At 68.2% G+C, this 21,502-nt stretch carries 26 protein-coding genes, 1 tRNA gene and 1 pseudogene; 6 read left to right on the top strand and 22 right to left on the bottom strand.

From position 1 onward, the window contains the following. The first annotated feature begins 16 nt into the window (after positions 1-16). A complete protein-coding gene (locus tag FHU38_RS23200; protein WP_167175178.1) occupies positions 17-1,099 on the top strand; it encodes a sunset domain-containing protein in 1,083 nt (360 codons plus the stop codon). Between the two features lie 4 nt (positions 1,100-1,103). On the opposite strand, the gene FHU38_RS23195 is transcribed toward FHU38_RS23200, so the two are convergent. The 3 genes from FHU38_RS23195 to FHU38_RS23185 form a co-directional block, all read right to left on the bottom strand. After that, positions 1,104-2,168, bottom strand: coding sequence for a 2-oxoacid:ferredoxin oxidoreductase subunit beta (locus FHU38_RS23195; RefSeq protein ID WP_167175175.1), 1,065 nt, complete (start codon positions 2,166-2,168; stop codon positions 1,104-1,106). Beyond that, positions 2,165-4,072 (bottom strand): 2-oxoacid:acceptor oxidoreductase subunit alpha, encoded by a 1,908-nt coding sequence (locus tag FHU38_RS23190; RefSeq protein ID WP_167175172.1) that lies wholly within the window; start codon positions 4,070-4,072, stop codon positions 2,165-2,167. Before FHU38_RS23190 ends, FHU38_RS23195 begins: the two co-directional genes overlap by 4 nt. 135 nt (positions 4,073-4,207) lie before the next feature. Then, positions 4,208-4,663, bottom strand: coding sequence for an Lrp/AsnC family transcriptional regulator (locus FHU38_RS23185; RefSeq protein WP_167175169.1), 456 nt, complete (start codon positions 4,661-4,663; stop codon positions 4,208-4,210). Between the two features lie 73 nt (positions 4,664-4,736). Between FHU38_RS23185 and ddaH the strand changes: the two genes are divergently transcribed. The 3 genes and pseudogenes from ddaH (at position 4,737) to htpX (ending at position 7,441) form a co-directional block, all read left to right on the top strand. Beyond that, complete coding sequence (ddaH, locus tag FHU38_RS23180) at positions 4,737-5,561, top strand: dimethylargininase (protein ID WP_208415792.1); 825 nt, start codon at positions 4,737-4,739, stop codon at positions 5,559-5,561. A 144-nt stretch (positions 5,562-5,705) separates the two neighbouring features. After that, positions 5,706-6,015 (top strand): annotated as a pseudogene (locus FHU38_RS27550) (PIG-L family deacetylase); the annotation flags it as partial. 562 nt (positions 6,016-6,577) lie between these two features. Further along, the gene (htpX, locus tag FHU38_RS23170) at positions 6,578-7,441 is read left to right on the top strand and encodes a zinc metalloprotease HtpX (RefSeq protein ID WP_167175166.1); all 864 of its coding nucleotides are present in this window, start codon (positions 6,578-6,580) and stop codon (positions 7,439-7,441) included. A gap of 7 nt (positions 7,442-7,448) precedes the next feature. Here htpX and rfbA read toward each other — a convergent pair whose 3' ends face one another. Both rfbA and FHU38_RS23160 read right to left on the bottom strand, forming a co-directional pair. Beyond that, positions 7,449-8,330, bottom strand: coding sequence for a glucose-1-phosphate thymidylyltransferase RfbA (rfbA, locus tag FHU38_RS23165; protein ID WP_167175163.1), 882 nt, complete (start codon positions 8,328-8,330; stop codon positions 7,449-7,451). A 107-nt stretch (positions 8,331-8,437) separates the two neighbouring features. Beyond that, the gene (locus tag FHU38_RS23160) at positions 8,438-8,929 is read right to left on the bottom strand and encodes a YajQ family cyclic di-GMP-binding protein (protein ID WP_167175160.1); all 492 of its coding nucleotides are present in this window, start codon (positions 8,927-8,929) and stop codon (positions 8,438-8,440) included. Between the two features lie 118 nt (positions 8,930-9,047). On the opposite strand from FHU38_RS23160, the gene FHU38_RS23155 reads away from it, so the two are divergent. Next, positions 9,048-9,129 (top strand) — tRNA-Tyr (locus tag FHU38_RS23155). A gap of 141 nt (positions 9,130-9,270) precedes the next feature. Here the strand turns inward: FHU38_RS23155 and FHU38_RS23150 are convergent. The 6 genes from FHU38_RS23150 to FHU38_RS23125 all read right to left on the bottom strand — a co-directional run bounded on the left by FHU38_RS23150 (position 9,271) and on the right by FHU38_RS23125 (position 14,634). After that, on the bottom strand, positions 9,271-10,635 hold the full coding sequence (locus FHU38_RS23150) for a tyrosine-type recombinase/integrase (protein ID WP_167175157.1): 1,365 nt from the start codon (positions 10,633-10,635) through the stop codon (positions 9,271-9,273). Then, positions 10,632-10,820, bottom strand: coding sequence for a helix-turn-helix transcriptional regulator (locus tag FHU38_RS23145; protein WP_009152304.1), 189 nt, complete (start codon positions 10,818-10,820; stop codon positions 10,632-10,634). Before FHU38_RS23145 ends, FHU38_RS23150 begins: the two co-directional genes overlap by 4 nt. 338 nt (positions 10,821-11,158) lie before the next feature. Beyond that, positions 11,159-12,871: a hypothetical protein gene (locus FHU38_RS23140; protein ID WP_243852315.1), complete on the bottom strand. Its 1,713-nt coding sequence runs from the start codon at positions 12,869-12,871 to the stop codon at positions 11,159-11,161. After that, positions 12,871-13,359 carry a WhiB family transcriptional regulator gene (locus FHU38_RS23135; protein WP_243852314.1) on the bottom strand — a complete coding sequence of 163 codons (489 nt, stop codon included), beginning with the start codon at positions 13,357-13,359 and terminating at the stop codon, positions 12,871-12,873. The genes FHU38_RS23140 and FHU38_RS23135 overlap by 1 nt, the downstream gene beginning before the upstream one ends. Next, entirely contained in the window at positions 13,359-14,246 is an 888-nt protein-coding gene (locus tag FHU38_RS23130) for a bifunctional DNA primase/polymerase (RefSeq protein ID WP_167175154.1), read from the bottom strand. Before FHU38_RS23130 ends, FHU38_RS23135 begins: the two co-directional genes overlap by 1 nt. 46 nt (positions 14,247-14,292) lie before the next feature. Next, on the bottom strand, positions 14,293-14,634 hold the full coding sequence (locus FHU38_RS23125; protein ID WP_167175151.1) for a hypothetical protein: 342 nt from the start codon (positions 14,632-14,634) through the stop codon (positions 14,293-14,295). 45 nt (positions 14,635-14,679) lie between these two features. On the opposite strand from FHU38_RS23125, the gene FHU38_RS23120 reads away from it, so the two are divergent. Continuing rightward, entirely contained in the window at positions 14,680-14,916 is a 237-nt protein-coding gene (locus FHU38_RS23120) for a hypothetical protein (protein WP_167175148.1), read from the top strand. A gap of 38 nt (positions 14,917-14,954) precedes the next feature. Here FHU38_RS23120 and FHU38_RS23115 read toward each other — a convergent pair whose 3' ends face one another. The 11 genes from FHU38_RS23115 to FHU38_RS23070 form a co-directional block, all read right to left on the bottom strand. Beyond that, positions 14,955-15,389, bottom strand: coding sequence for a hypothetical protein (locus FHU38_RS23115; RefSeq protein ID WP_167175146.1), 435 nt, complete (start codon positions 15,387-15,389; stop codon positions 14,955-14,957). A gap of 181 nt (positions 15,390-15,570) precedes the next feature. Further along, entirely contained in the window at positions 15,571-15,702 is a 132-nt protein-coding gene (locus FHU38_RS27840) for a hypothetical protein (protein ID WP_279590191.1), read from the bottom strand. A gap of 319 nt (positions 15,703-16,021) precedes the next feature. Continuing rightward, entirely contained in the window at positions 16,022-18,241 is a 2,220-nt protein-coding gene (locus FHU38_RS23110) for a zonular occludens toxin domain-containing protein (protein WP_167175143.1), read from the bottom strand. Next, the gene (locus FHU38_RS23105; RefSeq protein ID WP_167175140.1) at positions 18,238-19,401 is read right to left on the bottom strand and encodes a hypothetical protein; all 1,164 of its coding nucleotides are present in this window, start codon (positions 19,399-19,401) and stop codon (positions 18,238-18,240) included. The genes FHU38_RS23110 and FHU38_RS23105 overlap by 4 nt, the downstream gene beginning before the upstream one ends. After that, a complete protein-coding gene (locus FHU38_RS23100) occupies positions 19,398-19,724 on the bottom strand; it encodes a hypothetical protein (RefSeq protein WP_167175137.1) in 327 nt (108 codons plus the stop codon). Before FHU38_RS23100 ends, FHU38_RS23105 begins: the two co-directional genes overlap by 4 nt. Next, positions 19,721-19,960, bottom strand: coding sequence for a hypothetical protein (locus FHU38_RS23095; protein ID WP_167175134.1), 240 nt, complete (start codon positions 19,958-19,960; stop codon positions 19,721-19,723). The genes FHU38_RS23100 and FHU38_RS23095 overlap by 4 nt, the downstream gene beginning before the upstream one ends. After that, positions 19,960-20,298: a hypothetical protein gene (locus tag FHU38_RS27545; protein WP_243852313.1), complete on the bottom strand. Its 339-nt coding sequence runs from the start codon at positions 20,296-20,298 to the stop codon at positions 19,960-19,962. The genes FHU38_RS23095 and FHU38_RS27545 overlap by 1 nt, the downstream gene beginning before the upstream one ends. Then, positions 20,295-20,489 carry a hypothetical protein gene (locus FHU38_RS23085; RefSeq protein ID WP_167175131.1) on the bottom strand — a complete coding sequence of 65 codons (195 nt, stop codon included), beginning with the start codon at positions 20,487-20,489 and terminating at the stop codon, positions 20,295-20,297. The genes FHU38_RS27545 and FHU38_RS23085 overlap by 4 nt, the downstream gene beginning before the upstream one ends. Next, a complete protein-coding gene (locus FHU38_RS23080; protein WP_167175128.1) occupies positions 20,489-20,935 on the bottom strand; it encodes an NUDIX domain-containing protein in 447 nt (148 codons plus the stop codon). Before FHU38_RS23080 ends, FHU38_RS23085 begins: the two co-directional genes overlap by 1 nt. Continuing rightward, positions 20,932-21,126 (bottom strand): hypothetical protein, encoded by a 195-nt coding sequence (locus FHU38_RS23075; protein WP_167169138.1) that lies wholly within the window; start codon positions 21,124-21,126, stop codon positions 20,932-20,934. The genes FHU38_RS23080 and FHU38_RS23075 overlap by 4 nt, the downstream gene beginning before the upstream one ends. Beyond that, positions 21,123-21,431, bottom strand: a complete 309-nt coding sequence (locus tag FHU38_RS23070) for a hypothetical protein (RefSeq protein ID WP_167175125.1) — start codon at positions 21,429-21,431, stop codon at positions 21,123-21,125. The genes FHU38_RS23075 and FHU38_RS23070 overlap by 4 nt, the downstream gene beginning before the upstream one ends. Between the last annotated feature and the right edge of the window lie 71 nt (positions 21,432-21,502).

Raw genomic sequence — 21,502 nt, 5'->3', positions numbered from 1 at the left:
GGAGGACAGCGTCGGGATGTCCATTTTCGGACAGGTATGGGTCTACAGTGCCGCCGCGTTCGTGCTTGGTGCGCTCCTCTCCTGGCTCTTTCTCGCTCGGCCCGCTCGACGCAGTGTCCGTGAGCTGCGACGCAGGCTCACGGAGGTGCAGTCGGCGCCTCCGGCGCGGCCCGCACCGCCCGACCGGGGCCACGAGGCGAGGACCGGCGGCGGTCGCTCGGAGGGTGGCCCGGTGGCTGCCATGCCGTCCACCAGGTACGTCGAGCCGTTGCCGCAGGCCGGGCAGGGCGAGGTGACACAGCACATCCCTGCGGCCCCCAGCTGGCCGGAGCAGGACAGCCTGCGGGCTTACCGCTCGCCGGAGCCACCGGCGGTGCCCGCGGACCCTTCCCCTGCCGAACCGGGCTTCGACACGGCCGCGGGTGCGAGCCTGGGCTCGGTCCTTGAGCCCGAATCGGCACCCGAGGAGGAGCCGCCGCGACAGGAGGGCCGCATCGCGGCCGAGCAGGAAGAGCCGCCCCGCCGGGTGGCGAGCCTGTTCCAGCCTGCTTCACCCGCCGACGACGAGCCCGAGTACACCGGCGATGGCGCCGACACCGCGAACGGGGCCGAGCAGCCTCCCGCGTACGCCTTCGGTGACCGCGACACACCCGCGAACGACGAGGCGCCCGTCGAGCAGACCCAGGTACTTCCGAAGCGGCAACCAAGGCAGGCGCTTCGAGGCGGATTCGAGCCGCCCAAGCCCATCCAGCCGTCGCTTCGTCCAGTCACGAGGCGGGAACCGGAGACCGAGGCGGCGAGCGGCCACAGCGGTTCGCTGTTCGAGCCCACCGTGGCACCGAAGGGTGCGGCGCCCTCGGCACGCGAGACGCCGGAGTCGCAGGAGCCGCGGGAATCACCGCCGGGACCGTTCGGCCCCGGTTCCGCGATGCCACGTCCCGGTGGTGCTAGGCCGTCGGACGACTTCACCGTCAAGGCCAGCGTGACGGCACTGCGCTACTGCACCGAGGATTCGCCGCAGTTCTCCCGCATGGTCGCGGAGGTCTGGTTTCGCACGCCCGCCGATGCCGAGCGGGTGGGGTTCCGCCCGCTCGGCTGACTTCTCAGCTGACGGTCCAGGTGTCCTTGCCGCGAAGCAGCGCCTGCAGGTCGGGTGTCCTGGCCTGCTTGGCCTGTTCGAGTTGCGCCCGGACCTGGTCGTCGTAGGTCGGCCTGGTTACCTGGCGGAAGATGCCCGTCGGGGTGTGGTTGAGGTGCTGGTCCCCGATGCGGGAGAGCGCGAAGGCGTAGGCGGTGTCGGCGATGGTCGGATCGTGGACGACGAGGTTGTCCTCCCCGATCTCGGAGACCTTGCCGACTTCCAGACCTCCCCAGCCGGTCGCGGTGACGCCGTACTCACCCTCGGGCCCGAACCGAACGGGTTCACCCGACCGCAGCGGGATGATGCGACGGGATGCCTCGTCGTTGTCCTTGAGGACGTCGAAGGCCCCGTCGTTGAAGATCGGGCAGTTCTGGTAGATCTCCACCAGCGCTGAACCGCGGTGCTGGGCGGCCGCGGTGAGGACCTCGGTGAGTCCCTTGCGATCGGAGTCCAGCGCGCGGCCGACGAAGGTGGCTTCCGCACCCAGGGCGAGCGAGACGGGGTTGAAGGGCGTGTCCAGCGATCCCATCGGGGTGGACTTGGTGACCGTGCCGGGGTCGCTGGTGGGGGAGTACTGGCCCTTGGTCAGACCGTAGATCCGGTTGTTGAACAGCAGGATCTTGAGGTTGACGTTGCGCCGCAGCGCGTGGATGAGGTGGTTGCCGCCGATGGAGAGGGCGTCGCCGTCGCCGGTGACGACCCACACCGACAGGTCGGGGCGCGTGGTGGCGAGGCCGGTAGCGATGGCGGGGGCGCGGCCGTGGATGGAGTGCATCCCGTAGGTGTTCATGTAGTAGGGGAACCGGGAACTGCAGCCGATTCCGGAGATGAACACGATGTTCTCGCGCTTGAGACCCAGGGTGGGCAGGAAGGACTGGATGGTGTTGAGCACGACGTAGTCGCCGCAACCGGGGCACCAGCGCACTTCCTGGTCGGACTTGTAGTCCTTGGCCTTCTGTGGCTCGTCGGTACCGGGGACGAGGTCCAGCCCGCCTGCTGTGGGCAGCCCCAGATCGGTGGCCGTCACTGTGTGGCCTCCTTGATGATGTCGGTGAAGACGCATTCGAGTTCCTCGGCCTTGAACGGCAGCCCGGCGACCTTGGTGTAGGAACGGATGTCGGTCAGGTACTTCGCACGCAGCAGCAGCGCGAGCTGCCCCATGTTCATTTCCGGCACCACCACGTGCTCGTAGCGGCCAAGCACCTCGCCAAGGTTGGCGGGGAAGGGGTTGAGGTGACGCAGGTGGGCCTGCGCGATCGGCAGTCCCTGCTTACGGACCCGGCGACAGGCGGCTCCGATGGGGCCGTAGGTGGAGCCCCAACCCAACGCGAGCACTTTCGCCTGACCGCCGCTGGGGTCGTCGACCGTCACGTCGGGCACGGTGATGCCGTCGACCTTGGCCTGGCGCAGCCGCACCATGTGGTCGTGGTTGTCCGGGTCGTAAGAGATGCTGCCCTTGCCGTCCTGCTTCTCCAGCCCGCCGATCCGGTGTTGCAGCCCCGGCGTACCCGGGATCGCCCACTGCCGGGCCAGGGTCTCGGGGTCACGCACGTAGGGCCAGAACTCCCCGGAGCCGTCGGGGGCGTTCGGTTCGGTCGCGAACGCGACCCGCAGATCCGGCAAGTCCGCCACGTCGGGGATCAGCCACGGTTCCGATCCGTTGGCGATCGCTCCGTCGGAGAGCAACAGCACGGGGGTGCGGTAGACCAGCGCGATCCGGGCGGCCTCCAGCGCGGCATCGAAACAGTCCGCGGGGGTGCATGGCGCGATCACCGGCACCGGGGACTCGCTGTTGCGGCCGAACATGGCCTGCAACAGGTCGGCCTGTTCGGTCTTGGTCGGCAGGCCTGTGGATGGTCCGCCGCGCTGCACGTCGATCACCAGCAGCGGCAGTTCGGTCATCACCGCCAGCCCGATGGTCTCACTCTTGAGCGCGATCCCGGGGCCGGAGGTGGACGTCACCCCGAGCGCGCCCCCGTAGGACGCGCCGAGCGCCGCGCCGATTCCGGCGATCTCGTCCTCGGCCTGGAACGTGGTGATGCCGAAGTTCTTGTGCTTGGACAGTTCGTGCAGCACGTCGCTGGCCGGGGTGATCGGGTAGGTGCCCAGCAGGATCGGCAGTCCGCAGCGCTGTCCCGCCGCCACGATCCCGTACGCCAGCGCGGTGTTGCCGGTGATCTGCCGGTACGTGCCCGTCGGCAGTGCCGCGGGCGCCACCTCGAACGTCGTGGCGAACGACTCCGTGGTCTCGCCGTAGTTCCAGCCGGCCCGAAACGCCAGGATGTTGGCTTCGGCGATCTGCGGCTTGGTGGCGAACTTCTCGCGCAGGAATGCCTCGGTGCCTTCGGTCGGCCGGTGGTACATCCACGAAAGCAACCCAAGCGCGAACATGTTCTTGCAGCGCTCGGCGTCCTTCTTACCGAGCCCGGTCTCCGAGAGTGCCCCCTGGGTCAGCGTCGACATGGCGACGCGGTGCACCTCGAATCCCGCCAGCGAGTCGTCCTCGAGCGGGTCTGCGGAGTACCCGACCTTGGTCAGGTTGCGCTTGTTGAACTCATCGGTGTTGACGATCACCGTCCCACCCCGTGGGAGATCACCGATGTTGGCCTTCAGCGCCGCCGGGTTCATCGCGACAAGCACGTCTGGCCGGTCTCCAGGCGTCAGGATGTCGTAGTCGGCGAAGTGCACCTGGAAACTCGACACCCCGGGGATCGTCCCCTGCGGAGCACGGATCTCCGCCGGGAAGTTCGGCAAGGTCGCCAGATCATTGCCGAACGCCGCCGCCTCCGAGGTGAACCGGTCGCCGGTCAGCTGCATACCATCGCCGGAGTCCCCCGCGAAGCGGATCACCACCCGGTCGAGCCTGTTGACCTCGGTCGGTCGTGTCGCGGACAGCGCTTCGGTATCGCTGTCGCTGGCACTCGTGCTCATGGGTCAGGGAATCCCTCTCTCACGACTAAGCGCGTGGAGCGCTCATACCTCGACATTACTTGTTGTTTTTGACCATCGTGCGGCGGTGTGATCCGGCTTACCTGTGACCGACGGTAACACCATACCCTGTCCCAATTACTGGGAACCGGCGCCCGGTTCGGGGGAGCGTTCCAGCAGCGTGGACAGCACAACCGTGGACACGGTTCTGTCGATGATCTCCAGGCCGCGAAGCCGTTCGAGGGCGTCCTCCAGATGATGGATGTCGGCGGCTCTCAGGTGCACGATCGCATCCGCGGCGCCCGACACCGTGTAGGCGGCCACCACCTCAGGCAACGGCTCCAGGTGTGCCCTGATGCGTGCGGGAGCGACGTTGCCGTGGCAGTGGACCTCGACGAAAGCCTCAGTACCCCAGCCGAGTGCCTCCGGGTCGACCACCGCCGTGAAGCCGCGCAGGACACCCGTGTCGAGCAGGCGATCGACCCTTCTCTTGACGGCGGGAGCGGACAGTCCCACCACCTTGCCGATGTCGGCATAGCTCGACCTGGCGTTCGCCACGAGGCATGAAACGATTCGCTGGTCCAAGGTGTTCACACGCAATGTTAAGCATACTGATAAGCAACTGCTCGCGATTGATTGCGTGATCAAGGGGTCATACATTCGAAGCATGCGCTTACCAACGCCCCGGCGCTACCTCATGTGTCCACCCCGGTACTTCGCGGTGGACTACACCATCAACCCGTGGATGGACCCGAGCGTGCCGGTCGACCCGGAGCTGGCGATGGCGCAGTGGACGGCGCTGCGGGATGTCTACCGGCGGCTCGGCCACACGGTGGACGAGGTCGAGCCCCAACCGGGGCTACCGGACATGGTGTTCGCCGCCAACTCCGGCACGGTGATCGACGGCCGGGTGCTCGGTGCCAGGTTCAGGGCGGCGCAGCGTGCCGCCGAGGCCGAGCACTTCCGCCGCTGGTTTGTCGATCACGGCTACCGCGACATCACGATGCCGACGCGCATCAACGAGGCCGAAGGCGACTTCGTGTGGACAGGCAGGGAACTGCTCGCGGGCACCGGCTTTCGCACCGACCCCGAGGCGCACGCGGAGGCACAGGAAGTGCTGGGGGTTCCGGTGGTTTCGCTGCGGTTGACGGACCCGCACTACTACCACCTCGACACGGCGTTGTTCGTGCTCAGCGAGGCAGGAGATAGCGCCCCTGCCGAACTCGCCTACTATCCCGAGGCGTTCTCCCCCGGGTCGAGAAGGGTGCTCGAGCGGATGTTCCCGCACGCGGTGCGCGCGGATGCTCTTGACGCGGCATGCCTTGGCCTCAACGGGGTCTCCGACGGCGGCCACGTGGTGCTGCCCGCCGAGGCGAAGCGGCTCGCCGATCAACTCGCCGATCTCGGCTACGAGCCGGTGCCGGTGGACGTCTCCGAGTTGCGCAAGGCGGGTGGTGGACCGAAGTGCTGCACGCTGGAGATCCGCAAGTAGGGCACGTCCAACCCGGCTACCGCGGCGCCATGGCGGAAAGGTCCCCACGACAATTCTGGGCATTCGGAAAATGGCGGTCGCATGATTTGTCTCGATTCCTAACCGCGCCCCGATTTCTGTGACAACCGGCTCCTTTCCCGCGAATCCGGAGGCGGAACGCGGCGGGAGGACGAGGAGCGAGCGGCGCTCGCAGCGTTCTGCGAAGGCGCAGAGCTGGAACTGACCGTCCACAAGCTACCCATGCCTACTGGGAGGACGCCAAGGGCGCGGTGGAACAGTCGCGCGCCAGAACCGATCCCCGACCTCCTGATCGCGCCGAGGGTGGACGGCGCGCACCAGGACCATCGGGGAGCTGGCCGAGCTCGTGCCCACGGCGTTTCGGGACCACCTGACACTCGGCTACGAGATCGCCGAGTGGGACGGTGACCCCGGTACTCCTTCGCTGTACCAACCGGCCAACGCAGGGCGGAAGTTCTGCTTCGAGGCGTCACGCGGCGACGGGACGTCCCCTCGTGCCGATCTGTGCGGCCGCCGTGACGTCGGAGCCGTTCTTGGCGTGCCGAGGTGGGATCACCGGCCGTCAGCGCTGCCAAGGTGTCGACAATGGACGAATCGCAGCGTGTGACGATGTCCGAAAATCCCCTGATGCCAAGGGTGCGGGCCCGTGAATGACCAGCCCGATGCCATCGCTGGGCGGTACGGAGTTTCACTCGGTGATGCGCTTTCCGACCGTTTTGGCGAAGGCGACGAAACGCGCCGGGGTTCGCGGCGTTCGAAAATCCCCAACTGAAAGGTCCCGGTCGCCGATTGAGTGGCCGAGGGGGGGGCTTGCGTTCCCGGTCGCCTTGCGGCGGTTACTCCAAGTGATGGCGTCGAAAATATGCCTACTGCCGAGTCGGTTACGCCGCTTTGGCTATACCGTGGCGTCTACCAGGAACTTCGCGAGCATCGACCACGTTCGATGACTAGAGGGGCGGACACACCGACGGCGAGCCATACGAAGGAGGTATGAGCACGTGCACAGGCACCGGAACGGGCTGAAGACGGCGATGCTGCTCGGCCTGTTGAGTGCGATGATCGTCGGGATCAGCGCGCTGTTCGGCCGAGGTGCGCTGGTCATCGGGCTTGTCGTCGCCCTCGCCATGAACGGCTACGCCTACTTCAACTCCGACAAGATCGCGCTGCGGGCGATGCGGGCACGGCCGGTGTCACAGGCCCAGCAGCCCGCGATGTATCGGATCGTGCGTGAGCTCGCTACCACGGCTCGCCAACCCATGCCGCGGCTCTACATCAGCCCCACGCAGGCACCCAATGCCTTCGCCACCGGGCGCAATCCGCGCAACGCCGCCGTCTGCTGCACTACCGGCATCCTGGAGATCCTCGACGAGCGCGAGCTGCGAGCCGTGCTGGGACACGAACTGTCACACGTCTACAACCGCGACATCCTGATCTCCAGCGTCGCGGGAGCGTTGGCAGGGGTTGTCAGCGTGCTGGCCAACCTCGCGATGTTCGCCGGGCTGTTCGGTGGTGGCAACCGTGACGGCGACAATCCGCTGGTCGCGCTACTGCTGGTGCTGCTGGGGCCGATAGCGGCCGCGATCGTGCGGATGAGCGTGAGCCGCTCGCGCGAGTACCAGGCCGATGCGTCCGGCGCTGAACTCACCGGCGACCCGTTGGCGCTGGCCTCGGCGCTGCGGAAGCTGGAGCGTGGCACGCGGGCGCTGCCGCTGGCGCCCGAACCCCAGCTGGTCTCGCAGTCACACCTGATGATCGCCAACCCGTTCCGGCAGGGCGAGCGGCTTTCGCAGCTGTTCTCCACGCACCCACCCGTCGAGGAGAGGGTGCGGCGGCTCGAAGAGATGGCTCGCAGGCCGTTCTGACGCCCGCTCAGCCGGAAGCGCCCTCGGCCCGTGCCACTTGCATGACGTAGTCGCCGTACCCGCTCTTGGCCAGCTTGGCTCCGAGTCGGAAACACTCGTCCGGGCCGATGAACCCCATCCGCAGTGCGACCTCTTCAACGCAGGCGATGCGCACGCCGGTGCGGTGTTCCATCACGTGCACGAACTGGCTCGCTTCCAGCAGCGAGTCGTGGGTACCGGTGTCCAGCCATGCGAAGCCGCGGCTGAGCTGCACCAAACGCGCGCGGCCCTGCCGCAGGTAAGCCAGGTTGACGTCGGTGATCTCCAGTTCGCCACGCCGCGACGGCGTCAGGTTGCGCGCGATGTCCACCACCTCGCTGTCGTAGAGGTACAGCCCGGTGATGGCCTGGTTGGAGCGGGGGTTGGCTGGCTTCTCCTCGATCGAGACCAGCTTGCCGTTCTGGTCGACCTCACCGACGCCGTAGCGCTGTGGGTCCTTCACCGCGTAGCCGAACAGCGCGCAACCATCGAGGTTGGCGACCTCCTCCCGCAACAACGCGGAGAAGCCCCGGCCGTAGAAGATGTTGTCACCCAGGATCAGCGCCACGTCGTCGGAGCCGATGAAGTCGGCGCCGATGACGAAGGCCTCGGCGAGCCCGTTGGGGCTCGGCTGCTCGGCATAGCTGAGTTCGAGCCCCCACTGGCTACCGTCGCCGAGTAACCGCTGGAAGTTCGGCAGGTCGGTCGGTGTGGAGATGAGCAGGATCTCCCTGATCCCGGCGAGCATCAGCACCGAGAGCGGGTAGTAGATCATCGGCTTGTCGTACACGGGGAGCAACTGCTTGGACACCACCTGAGTGATCGGGTGGAGACGGGTGCCGTTCCCGCCAGCCAGCACGATGCCTTTCATCGTTCGCTCCCGGTTCGTCGCCTGCCGAGTGCCCAGGGTATCGGCCCGGTCTCCTGCGCGATGGCCTACTCACCCAAGGGCGGGTAGCGTCCGCGCCGGTTCGCGCCCTACCGGTAGTTGGTGAACTGCAACGCGATGCCGAAGTCCTTGTTCTTCAGCAATGAGATGACGTCCTGCAGATGGTCCTTCTTCTTACCGGACACCCGTAGCTGGTCACCCTGTATCTGGGCCTGTACACCCTTTGGGCCCTCGTCGCGAATGAACTTCGCGATCTGCTTGGCCTTGTCGGACTCGATCCCTTCGAGGATCTTGCCGTTTACCCGGTAGATCTTGCCGGAGACAGCGGGCTCACCGGCCTCGAACGCCTTGAGCGACACGCCCCGCTTCACCAGCTTCTCCTTGAACACCTCGACCGCCGCCTTGGCACGCTCCTCGGTCTCGGCCTCCACGGTGACGGCCTGCTCGCCTGCCCACTCGATCTTGGCGCCGGTGCCCCGGAAGTCGAACCTGGTGGACAGCTCCTTGCTCGCCTGGTTGAGCGCGTTGTCCACCTCCTGGCGATCGACCTTGCTCACCACGTCGAAAGACGGATCGGCCACGTCACACACCTCGTAGTCGGCTCGTTGGGATGGCTCCACCCTAGCCACTGGCAACCCGGCTGCTCGGCTGACACGGGCATTGGGTAGTCTGTATCTCGGTCGGGGGAGCTCCGACCATGGCGGGTTGCCCGAGCGGCCAAAGGGATCTGACTGTAAATCAGACGGCTCTGCCTTCGGGGGTTCGAATCCCTCACCCGCCACACCTGGCAAATCGGCCCCGTGACCAGTGCAAACAGGTCACGGGGCCGATCTTGTGTGGTCCGGCTGAGTCCGACTCAGACCGGCCCGCTACGGCTGGCCGCCCCTAATACGCCCCGACATTCTCGGCCACCCGTCCGCTTCTACCAGCCTTGTAGGCCACGTTCCGCGCGCGCACGGGCTGTTGCTTCACCACCATCGAGGCACTTCGCATAGACCTTGAGCAGTACGGCCACACTGTGCCCGGCCCACTTCGCCACCCTCGTCGGCTCAACGCCAGCGCTCAGCCACGTCGAGACGCACGCGTGACGCAGGTCGTACGGGCGCTTCGCCAGCGGCCCAGAGAGCACGTCGGCCGTGAACACTCGCTCGCGCGAGGCTGCCCACACCCGCCCGTACACGGTGCTGCCTACGCGTCCGCCGTCGCGGGCACCGCGGAATAGCCGCCCGTCCCGCGCCGTGCCGAACCGTGCGAGGTGGTTGTGCAAGATCTCCGTGAGGGCGGGTGGGCACGGCACCGTGCGACCAATGCTTGCCTGCCGATGCTTGAGCGGCCCTTCTTCGCTCGCCTCGCCGGAATCGGTCCATTCCTTGCCGATCTCCGGGCGCGCGCCGTCGAGGTTGAGGTCACCCCAGCCACTCTCCGGTATCGCGAGGCTCTGTTTCTTCAGGTTGGCGGCTTCCTCCGGTCGGAGCCCGGCGTAGTACATGCAGGCGAAGAACGCGACCAGGCGAGGGCCTTGCTTGCCGACCGTGCCGACGGCTTCGAGCAGCATCCGGGCTTGCATCGGGTTCACGGCGCATTCCGGGTCGACCTCCTTGAGCGCGTACGTACGTTTCTTGGTCTTCACCTCGCCAAGCGGATTCGTCGCTAGGAGTTTCCCTTCGACCGCGTAGTCGAGTGCGTTCCCCAACGCCACACGTCGGATGCGAACCGTGTTCGGCGCGGCTCGTGACCCGTCGACGTTGAGATCCAGCGCTTGCAGAACCGAGCGCAGCACCTCGGGCTTCGCCAGGTCTGCCACGTCGCGGCTTGCCCGCTCGACGGCTTTCAGGGTTTGGCTTACCTCCGCCGTGAGGTTGTCTCGGGCCTTGGTGTTGAAGGCGGTCATCAGCGCTTTCCGGAGTATTCGGCCTTCCGGCAGGGCAGACGATTCACGCAACAGAGCGACCGTGATCCTCGTCAGTGACTCCGCGATGGATTTGCGGTACTTCGGCGATGAATCGGGCCACTTCATGTCCATATAGCGGCAAGCGAAGGCGTACCACGTCATCGGTGTTCGCTCTCGCGACATGGAGACAGGTAGGCCGGTCTCCATGTTGAATGCCTCACCGTCGCGTGCTGCCGACATGAGCCGTGCGCGGTAGCTGTCGGCAAGGGCGGCCGTGGCGAAGTACTTGCCGAACTTTCGTTTCTCGACCAGCCAGCGCACGCGGTAGGTGGTCTTCCGTTTGCCCTTGTATCGCTCGATATTCCAGAACCGGATGTTGTGACTCGTCTGGCTCAAGCGGCCACCTCGCGGGATTCGAGCCAGGCTTCGAGGTCGGTGCGGCGAATGCGTATCTCTCCGTTCGGAAGCTTGATGTGGCGCGGTGCGCGGCCCTTGGCGCACCAGTCGTAGAAGGTGGACTTGGCTACCGCGAGTTCTTCGCAGAAGGCTTTGAGCGTGAGGTACTGGCGCTGGGTGCCCATGCTGGGTTGGTCTCCTCGGTGCGGCGGTGGGGCGGTGGGGCTTGTTGGTGGTGTGAGTGGGCATGGGGGTGTCCTTTCGTTGGTGGGTGGGTGGTTGCTCTCCGTATTCGCCTGGTGGGTTGTGGGGTGGTTGCTGGGTGGCGGGTACGGAGGGGGTGTTGGGGGCGAAATGTTGTAGGGGCCGGGAGTGGCTTCCGGGAACCCGGAAACCCGGTGTGTGGGGGTTGTGCTGGGGTTTTGCTGCCGGGTTTGGTGTGGTGGTCGGGTGTGCCAAACCCGGAAACCCGGAGGTTTCCGGGTTTGGAGCCGGGGTGTTGTGGTTGAAACCCGGTGATCGTTTAGGGGTGTTGTTGCTGTTCAGGTGGGGTGGTGCCGGGTTTCCGGGTTTCCGGGTTTGTTTCGGGGGGTTGGGTGTGGTGGGGGTTGTGCTGGACCCAGTAGGCGCGGCAGTTGTGGGCGGGGTCGATGACGCTGCGTAGTACGGTGTCGCCGCGCCAGCGGTCGAGTTGTCCGGTGAGGCGGCGGCCGAGGGCTTTGGCGGTGAGGGGTTTGCCGGTGGCGGTGGTGGGGAAGGTCCCGGCCCAGGGGTCGGCCCCGGCGTAGGTTTCGGCGCTGGCGCGTAGTTGTTGGGCGGTGAGGGGTTGGTCGCGGTGGAGTTGGTGCCAGGTGAGCAGGAACGCGCGCCATTCGGCGGCGTCGTCGTCCAGGTCGCGGGCGTGTTCGTTGTTGGCGAGGAATCCGGGTATGTGGTGGTGCTGCAGGAATCCGCCGAGGTGTTGGGCCCAGCGGGTGAACTGCCGCATGGAGGGCACCGAGTGCGCGGTGGGGGCGCCTGCGTTGGTCCAGTCCAGGATGAGCACGAGTAGGTGCCACAGCACGGTGGCCTGGTTGACGGGGTCGAGGATCCAGGTGTCGAGGTTGGGGATGGTGAATCCGGTGCGGGCTTCGGGGCGGGGGCAGTCGGGGTCCAGGCGCACCCACACGGTGCGGGTGGCCATGTCTCCGCCGGTGCGCAGGTTGTTGCCGGTGGCCAGCCATAGCCGATCGTTGGGGAAGGTGGCGGCGGCGTTGGTGCCCAATCGGCGGTCGGTCCAGGTGCGTTCGGTGACCAGGCGGGCCAGGACGGCGGAGTCGATGACGGTGCCTTCGGTGAGGTTGTCGAACACCACCGCCCCGCATTCGTCGGCGAGCACGGTGGTGATGGCCTTGCGTAGTTCGTCCTCGCTGTCGGTCCAGGTCAGCACCCGCTGCCCCACCAGCAGCCCCACGCACCCGGCGAGGATGGTTTTGCCGCTGCCGGGCATGGAGGCGTCGATGACTCCGAACGGGGACAGTGAGCGGGTGAACGGGCGGATGATCGGGGTGACCAGCAGCGCGAGGTAGTTGGCGCGGTCGGCGGCGCTGCGCCAGGGGAAATCGCGCAGGAACCGTTCCAGCAGGAACGCGCGGGCGGCCTCGACTTGCTCGGGGCCGGGTTGTTCGGGCACCCGGGGTAGGTGGGTGTTGTCGGTCAGGTAGTAGCCGGTGGCGGCGTCGTAGCCGGGGGTTTGCAGCAGGGTGCCGTCCGGGCGCAGCACCGGGGTGGAGATGATCCGGCGCAGCACCGGCAGGCCGGGCCAGGAGCGGCGGGCCAGCACGGCGGCCAGCACCGGCCCCGGTGGGGAGACCTCCGCATCCACCGTGCCGCCCTTGTCGTCGACGCGGGGGCGGACCACGTCGGCGTGCTGGGCCAGCAGGCTGGCCAGCAACGGGGGTTTGAGCACCGACGCCGTCAGCGGCAGCGCCACGTCCTCATCGCCCGCGGTGGGGTCCGCCGCCCCGGACACGCCCTCCACCACCACGGGGGCGCCGTCGGCCACGTAGGTGTCGGGAATGATGCGGGAATCCAGCGCGGCGGTCAGCACCCGGATCGTCTCCGGAGCCGCCCCCACCCGCAGCCTGGCCCGGCCACTCGCCCCGATCGACCACAACCGCGACCGGCCCCGCCCGGCCCCGGCGGCCTCACCAGTGTCGGGCGTGTGCTCGGGGGCGGTGTTGGGTGTCGTGCTCATCAAGCGGCCTCCGGGTGGTCGAGCAGTTCGGGTCGGGCGCGGTAGCGACCCACCGTGCGAACGGTCACCTGCAGTCGGTCGGCGATCTGGTCCACGGTCAGTCCCGCGCGGCTCAAACGGGCCACCGCGGCCGCCCGGCGGTGTGTGGTCGTGTGCACGCCCCCACGGGAACGGGGCAGGGTGCGGGTGCTGTGCCCGCCCCAGATCCCGTGCCGCTCCCCCTGCCGCTGGGCGTAGTCGCGGCACTGCTTCCGCACCGGGCACCCGGCGCACACCCGCTGGGCCGCCGCGATCCGGTCGGCCATGCCGGGGCCGGGTTCGGGGAAGAACACCTCCGGATCGATGTCGGGAGCGGCGCAGGCGGCGCGGGCCCGCCATGCCTCTTCGTGTGCTGTGGGGTGGTAGGTGGACCACGCCACCGGCACATGCCCTCCGGGGGTGGCGCCTGGCAGGGTGCGTGGCTGGCTCCAGCGTCGCGGCATGGGCATCACGCCACCCCCTTGCCAGGCACGGGGTTGGTGGCGCCCTTGACCAGCCCGGCGTCCACGACGCGGGCGACCTCGCGGGCATTCGGCGGCCAGTGCTCGGGGCCGATGAGGGTGTTTCCGGCGGTGATGAGGTCGGCGCGGGCGGTGTGGTGGTCGATGAGCCCGGCCCCGACTTTGCGGCCGATGGTGTAGGCCGCTGAGGACAGCACCTCGTTGTGGCGGCCTGGTTGCGCGTCTCGCACCCGTTGGCACTCGCCCCGCAGCGCGGCTGTCGCGTAGGCGCTGGTGTCGCCAGAGCGGATCTGAACGGGCGTTGAGAGCGTCGCTGCGGGACGAACAGCACAGGCTTGGACCAACCAGGCCGGGAGGTCGACCGGGTCGCGCTCGTCGAGCAGTTCGTAGCCGCCCTCGGGCGTGGTCGAGCCCGGCCCGACCACATATCCGCCTCCGGCGCGGGTGTCCACGCGGGCGCGGATGTGGCCTTGGGTGTTGCGCAGCCGCACACCGGGTGGGCAGCGGTAGTACCAGTGCCGTCCACCCGAGGGCGTGGCCACGGTGAACGTCGCCGGCAGCGGCCCGCCACGCTCGGCGGCCAACTCGGCCAGCGCGTCCGCCCCGTCGGGGCCGTCCTGGCCGTCCTTGGGGGCGTCCAGGTCGACGACCACGAGCCGCGCCGGGCCGGTCGCCACGCCGATGTTGTAGCGGTCAGCACTCCAGCATCGGCGGATACGGCCGGGATCGCGGGTGGCGCGGTTTTCCCAGTCCTTCACCGCGGGCTGGCGCTTGGTGCCCGGCCGCAGCGGGAACACCGGCCAGCCCATCGCGGCCAGATACAACGCCCACTGCATGAGTGGGTTGTCGTTCACGGTCGTGGCCGTGGTGTCCATTGTGAACCTTCCGGGGTTGTCGTGTCCCTGGCGTGTGCAGGGGTTCTTAGTCGGTGTGGACGGTGTTGCCGTGTTGGCGGGCGGCTTGGATGCCGACTGTCCCGGCCGTGACGTTGGTGATCGAGCCGCCCCGGTGGTGAACGGTGCTGGCGTGGGCACCGCTGTCGGGTGCGGTGGCCACGGCTTGGGCGCGGGCCTGCTGTCGCGCCTGCTGCGCTTGTTGCCGTGCCTGCCGTGCCTGCTCACGGGCACGGCGCTTGACTTCCTCGGCCTGCCCTGCGGTGCCGGTGCCGCCGGTGACCGTGGTGTGGCCGTTGGTCATGACCACGGTGGCGCCGGAGACGTCGCCTGCGGCCCGCACGCCCACCGTCGCGGTGCCCCCGACCATGCTGCTCGTGTCGGACTCGCGCGGGGTTTCGTTCGCGGTGGTGTCGTGTCCCCCTTGTTGACCTGCGGTGTTCTCGCGGGGATGGGCAGCGTGGGTGGCGGCCAGGTGCTGCTTGGCCTGCCGCAGCCGGTGTTGCGCCTGTTCGATCGCGGCCGTATCGCCGTGGGCGCGGGCGGTGTCGAGGTGTTTGCGGGCACGTTCGACCTGCTTGCGGGCGGTACCGAGGGCGCGGGTGCGGGCTGCGCTGCCACTTGGGCAGCGGCGGCCCCCGTCAGCGGATGAGCGGCACATATCGTGTGGTCCTTCCTGGTGGCAGCGGGTCACAGGGACAGGCGCCCCTTGGTGATCAGGCGTGGGGCGGCGGCCTCGATCGCGTTCCAGTGGCGGTGCACGGTTCTGCGGGCCAGGGATCGGGCTTTGGCTTCGGAGAGGCTGTGGGGGCCGAGTTCGCGGTTGGTGCGGCGGAATTGGCGGATGTCGTAGGAGCTGGTGCTTCGACGGGCTCGCCCGAGACCGTTGGCGCGCAGCCACTGGTCTTCGGCTTCGAATCCGGCCCACAGGCCGATGGCGTAGGCGCGTAGGGATTCGGTGTCGCTGTAGTGGCGTACGTGGCAGGTGCCGTCGCTGCCGGTGTGCTCGATCCCGCGAATGATCAGCCCGTGTGCCTTCCACACCCAGGCGTGGCCGAGTTCGTGGACGGCGATCTGGAGTTGGCGGAGGTCGCCGGGGTCGCGGCGGGGTCCGAACAGGCCCATCAACGCCCACCCCCATGCACGTGGCCCGCCAACACGGCAGCGGACACGACGGGTGGTGTTGGGGTGGTGGTGTGGCTGTGCATGCTGCTGGTGTCCTTTCCGGACAAAGAGGTGGCTGTGGTGGTGGCTGCCGGGCCGGTGAGGCACTCGGGGTCCGGTCACCGGCCCGACAGCAGCTCGGTTACTTGTTGGCGCAGATGGAGCACATGACCTGGTCATCGGGGATGGGTGCGCCACAGGTGGCGCAGGTGGCGATGAACCGGGCGAGGAGGCGACGCAGGGTGCGGCGCCTGCGGGTGGTGGGGGTGTGCATGGGGTTCCTTTCACGTCCAGCGGGGGTGTGGTGTGGGCGTGAGCGGTCATGGCGATCACCTCAACTCGACTCGCGTTGGTTACGGTGTGTAGTGGCTTGTGGGTAGGGGGTGCCGGGGCGCCGTGCTGGGGAGGGAGCGGCGCCGGGGGATGCTGGGGTGTGGTTGTGGCGGGTTTGCGGGCTGTGTCGGGCTGGGCTCCCTGGGGTCCCTTGCCTCCCCGGTGTGGGGGTTTGTGCTGGTCGCGGCGGGGGAGTCGGGTTGGGGAGGTGCCGGGGGAGTTCTCCCCCGGATTCGGGGCCTCCCCGGCTGCTTCCCCGGCTATGTGTGGTCTTCGTCGTCTCCGTGGAGGTCGGCGAGTTCATCACGTTCGGTGATTGCTTCGCGGACGCGGGCGGCGCTGACTTGCATGACGCCGTGGGATTTGTAGGGGGCGGCGTCGTGGTCGGCGAGGAACGCGGTCAGGCGTTGCGGGGTCCAGTCGCCGTAGGTGGCGCGGTTGCGTTCGGTGAGCCGCTGCAGGACTTCCTGGGTCTTCATGCGCGGTTGGTTATCGAGCACGGTGGCGATGTCGGCCAGCGGATCGACCTCGTCGGCGTGTTCCTCGGGTTCGGGTTGGGCGAGGGTGGCCTGCTGGCGTAGCTGCAGCGCGCGCTGGGTGATGCGGTGCGCGTCGTCCTGGTTGAGGTAGAAGCTGCGCAGCAGGCCGGGTGTGGCGGTGAACCCGCGTTGCATGCAGGTGCCGATGTCGCCGGGGCCTTCGTCGGTCTTGGGTGTCAGCCCCACGGCCGAAATGCCGGTCTTGTAGGAGCCGGTGCCGAGCACGGCGTCGTTGCCGTTTTGGTCGCCGATGGCGAAGCACGCCTTGTTGCTGGCAATCGTGATGATCTTGCGTGGGAGGGCGTCCTTGGACGGTTCGGGGGTGAGGAACATCAGCGTGATGGCGTACTTGCGCGCGGTGGACATGAGTTTGGAAGCGACCTCGATCGCGGCTTTGCCGTGCTTGCCCAGGAAGAGGTTCTGGCACTCATCGATCACCACCACACGCGGCCGCAACCGGGCATCCTTGGCGGCGATGCGGCGGTTGACCGCGCGCTCGTCGTGCTCGCGTAACGCCTGTCCCCGTATGGAGAGGTCTTCATACAGGGAGGTGAGCAGGTTCATGCAGGCGTCTACGGTCTCCTCTCCGGCACCGGTTTTGAGGCTGCGCAGGCGGGGTTTCATGGGTTCGAAGTCGGCGTTCTCGGCCATGACGACCACGTCGATGTCGACCAGCGGGTCGAGCATCGCCCCCAACGTGAGCGTGATTGCCAGCGTGGACTTGCCCGAGCCCATCATGCCGCCGAAGACGTAGTTGGCTTCGAACAAGCGGCCGCGTACCACGTCGCCCTTGATGGTGATCCCGGCCGGGACACCGGCGAAGTAGTCGGTGTGGGCGTGGTCGAGGTCTTCCAGCAGCGGCCACGGTTCGACTGGCCCGGACAGCGCCCCCGATTTGGCCACCCACAGATCCAGCACGGCGGGTTTGGGTTCGGTGGGCCACACCTCGATCGGGTAGCGCACGAGGTTGTGCGCCAGGGTGGTCTTGCGCTTGACGATCTCCTCCACCGGGCATGCCGGGGGCAGGGCGAGCTGGGTGCGCCAGCCCTTGCCGTCGATCGTGGGCGGCATGAGGAACTTGATGCGCCAGCCTTCCTTGATGGCCTGGTTGAAGCCACGGATGTTGAGGTTGCGCAGCGCGTTGAGGATCGTGCCCTCATCGGGCAGGCCATCCATCACATCGCCCCCACGGGCGGGCGTGGCCAGCCACGAGGGCAGCTGTGCGTGCCGACCTTGCTGATACAGGTAGAACACCCCCAGCACGGTGCCCGCGGCCAGCAGGAACGCCCCGTAGGCGGTGGCGAACCACACCGCGAACGCCACCGCGTTCACCACCGCCGCGATCGGCCCGATCACGTCGGCGAGGTTGCCGGAGTTGACCGCCAGGATCACTCCCAACACCAGCAGGAACCCCGCCAGCCCGGCCAGAGCGAGCACACCGGCTTTGATCCACTGGCCCGGGGCTTTGATCCAGTCCATCACCCGCTCGTGGCGGCGCTGCTTCTCCGCGACGTCGGCTTCCTGCCAGTACCGCAGCTTCTCCTCATCCCCCGCGGCTTCGGCCGCCCGCATCCGCCGCTCGTAGCGGCCCGCGCCGTGGGTGTCGCGCCACCGCTTGACCACCACCCCGGCCCCGGCCAGCGGATAGCCGAACGTGTGGCGAAGTACCGCCTTGGTGCGCTCATGCGTCGCGGCGGTCTTCACACCCCGATACACCGTCACCACATCACGCCGGTAACCCTGATACCGGGCGATCGCCTGCGCTTTCTGCGAAGTGAGGTGGGCGTACTCCTCCTCCGAGACCAACTCACCCTCCACCACCGGGCCAGCGGTCGTGGTGTCGGTGCCGTCGCGGTGCGCGGGCAGGTAATGCACCCGTGCCAACTCCTCCCCGGTCCTCGGGTCGCACTCGGTGCCGTACTCGGTGCCGTGCTCGCTCATGGGCGGCCTCCCTGCCGGTATTCGTCGCGCAGTTGGCGGGCGTACTTGGGTGCGCAGCGCAGGGCCTTGCGGATCGACTCCGCCGATGTCGGATCGATCCCCGTGGGGTCGTCCTCGATCGCGGCCCGTAGCTCGGCGCGCAACTGCTCGATCGAGCGCCCGACACGGCCGCCGATCACCCCTCGATCGGGGCTCGATTTTTGCTGCTCACCCTCGCCGTCGAGGGTCGCCACCGCACCCGGATCGACCCCCGAGGCGTCCGGCTCGATTGAGGGCCGATCGGTGGCGAGCAGATCGCTCAACTCCCGATCCCAACCGGCCAGGTTCACCAGGTCGTCGTCAATCGCGGCCTCGACGGGCAGGCCGGGCACGATCGCGGCCTGCAGGCGACGCTTGCCCCGCCCGGCCAGGACGTAGCGGCCGGGTGCGTACACCAGCCGCGCGTTGCCGGTGGTGTCGATCTCGGCGACGGCTTGGCGCACGGCCGCTTGGCGTATCCGCTTGGTTTTGCGTTCGGCCAGCCGCGTGATCCGCGCCTCCTGCCGCTGGGTGCGGGAGCGGCGCGGCGCGGCCGTCACCAACTGGTGGGCCAGGACTCCGGCTACCGACGCCACGCCCATGACGACACCGGCCGAGGGGCCTCGGTGCAGGCCGTGCAGGGTGTTCAGTCCGAACGCGACAGCCGCGAAGGCCCACACCCCCATCTGCAGCGCCCACACCGGCCGCTGCGGGTCGCGGGTGCGGGAGGCTTGGACTGCCAGGGCGAAGGCCCACATGCCCAGCTCGGAGATCACCGGCAACGCGTAGCCGGTGGCGGTGCCGTAGACCTGGGCGCCGTAGGCGGCCATCGCCGGAACCGCCATGATCGCGCTTACGACCGCCAGCGGGTAGATCAGCAGGTCAACCACATGCCCAGCGGCCCAGGCCCGCAGCCCGGCCACGGCCGCCCGCCGGCGGTCCGCTCGCTTGTCCTTGGCGGCCTGCTTCGCCTCGGCCCGGGCCTGCTCGTGGGCGTGCTGCTGTTCGGTCGCCGCGCGCCGCGCCTGGCTCATCGCGGCCAGGCGCACGGCCTCGGCCTCGGCCGCCGCGATCTGGTCAGCGCGTTTGGCCTCGGCCTCGGCTGCCCGGTCCTTGCGGCGCTCCTCACGGAAGCTACTCACGCGCTCGCCCCCTTCCCACCCGCACCCGACGTACCGGCCGGGTCGGCCTGCTCCTTGACGCTGCCCTGGTCTGCTGCTTGCAGGCGTCGCTGTTCGGCCTCGGCGCGGATCGCCCGCTGAGCACGCGCCTGGCGTGTCTCGTGGATGGCCCAGGCGGTACCGGCCAGCAGCGACAGCGTGGCCAGCCACACCGTCACCGTCGCGGCCAGCAGCAGCGGCACTCCCACCGCGACAAGCTCGCCGATATGCCAGCCGATCCAGGACACAACCCGATCCGTCCGCGTGCTCTGGCCGTTCACCACACGGCTTTCCTGCTCGGTCACGCCGGTACCTCCTTACCCAGGTCGGTGGTGAAGTAGTGGTTGATCGGGCCACGCGGCGGGCGGCTGGCCTGCCGCGTGGCGTAGCCATCCAGGCGGCGCATCGCCACCTCCAACACCCGGGCGGTCAGCACCAACGGGATGCGGGCCAGGTGCAGCGCCAAGAACAGCGCCACCGCACCGGCGAACCGCAACAACGCCGCCGTCCCGTACCGCGAAAGCACGTCGAATGTGGACATCACTGCCGGTCCCCCTCGGCCTCGGAGGAGGCGTAGAGGAATCGGAACAGCGCCTGGCGCAGCTCCACCACGTCCCAGCTGGTGGCGCGGTCCATCGGGTAGCCGTGCCGGGCCAGTACGTCCCGCACGTCCAGCAACAGGCCGATCGTGAACCGAGGATCGTTCTCCGGCTGCGGCAGCGGGAACACCGGACGTGGGCCCGTGTCGCCCGTGTCGTGCTCGCCTACCATCGGATTCCTTCCCTTCGAGTCGCTTCGTGTCTGGTTGGGGAGTCCCGGCCCGGCGGCGTTCTTGGCGGAGTGCGCCGGGCCGGGGACATCGCTCAGTCGTACGGTCATGACCGGCCTCCGCTCTTGCGGTCCCGCTCGATCCGCTCGCAGGCGGGGCATGCGGGGCCTGGTAGGGCGAGCAGGCGCCAGGTGTCGGTCTGGTAGCGGCCTGCCTCCTGTGTCGCCCCGCACAGTGCCCAGATCCGGCCCGACCACCACGATCTCTTCGCGGTGATGTGCACCAACTCCTTCTTGGCCATCACCACACCCCCCGCTGCAGTGCGTCGGTGACGATCGTGTGGTGGTCGAACGCCAGCAGGCCCGGTTCGGCGAGGACGTCGGTCACGGGGAACCAGCGGGCCGCGGTGGCGTCATCAGCCGCCACAGCAGGGATCACGCGCCCGACCTGGCAGGTGTAGGCGAAGGTGACGTACCGGCCCCTGGGGTCGCGGCCCGGGTCGGCGTACACACCGGACAGGGCCAGGGGTGTGCCGATCCGGATACCGGTTTCCTCGGCCAACTCCCGCACCGCAGCGGCCTCGGTGGTTTCGCCGAGGTCGACGTGCCCACCCGGCAACGCCCACCGGCCCTCAAACGGTGGCCAGCCCCGCCGAATCAGCAACACCCGCGGCCCCGTGTCGGGGGTTCGGGCGAACAGCACGACATCGGCGGTCAGCCGGGCCACCTCGTCACGGGTGTCAGTCATCGCGACCCCCTCCCCAGCAGGCCGCGCCACAGGTCGGCCCGGTCCTCGGCCTTGGCTGCAGCGTTGTGATAGACGCTGGCCTGCCGGTAATCGCCGGAGCCCTCCAGCTCATTGGCCCGGTCCCGCAACGCGGACGCCGTGGACGCCTCATCCGCCGCGTTGTAGGAAACGGCCTGGTCGAACTTCTTCACGCTGCTTCCCCCTCCGACCTGGTACCGGCTGCGAGCGCGCCACCATCCAGACGCGACAGCGCCACCCGAACCGCCCGCCGCTGCGACCGACGCACCCGCTCCACATCCGTGAACGGACGCAACGCACGCGACCCAGCCGCACCGGCCTCGGCCGCCAACTCCCGATCCACCTCCTCAATCAGCGCGTCAATCTCCGCGACCTCCGTAGCCATCTCCTCCTCCTTCACGACACCCAAGATGTCCTGGTCGAAAGCCAGGTCCAGCGCCTGCCGGGCCTGCCAACTCGCGATCCGTGCGGTTCTCATGACTTCCTTTCGAGTTGATGACGCAATCTAACTTAACTCAAGCTAAGTCATCATGTCGCTACTCTATCCGG

The organism is Saccharomonospora amisosensis (genome assembly GCF_011761185.1).
GTDB lineage: Bacteria > Actinomycetota > Actinomycetes > Mycobacteriales > Pseudonocardiaceae > Saccharomonospora_A > Saccharomonospora_A amisosensis.
The sequence above is the reverse complement of the archived record's forward strand: the minus strand, read 5'-3'. Positions and strand labels throughout refer to the sequence as shown.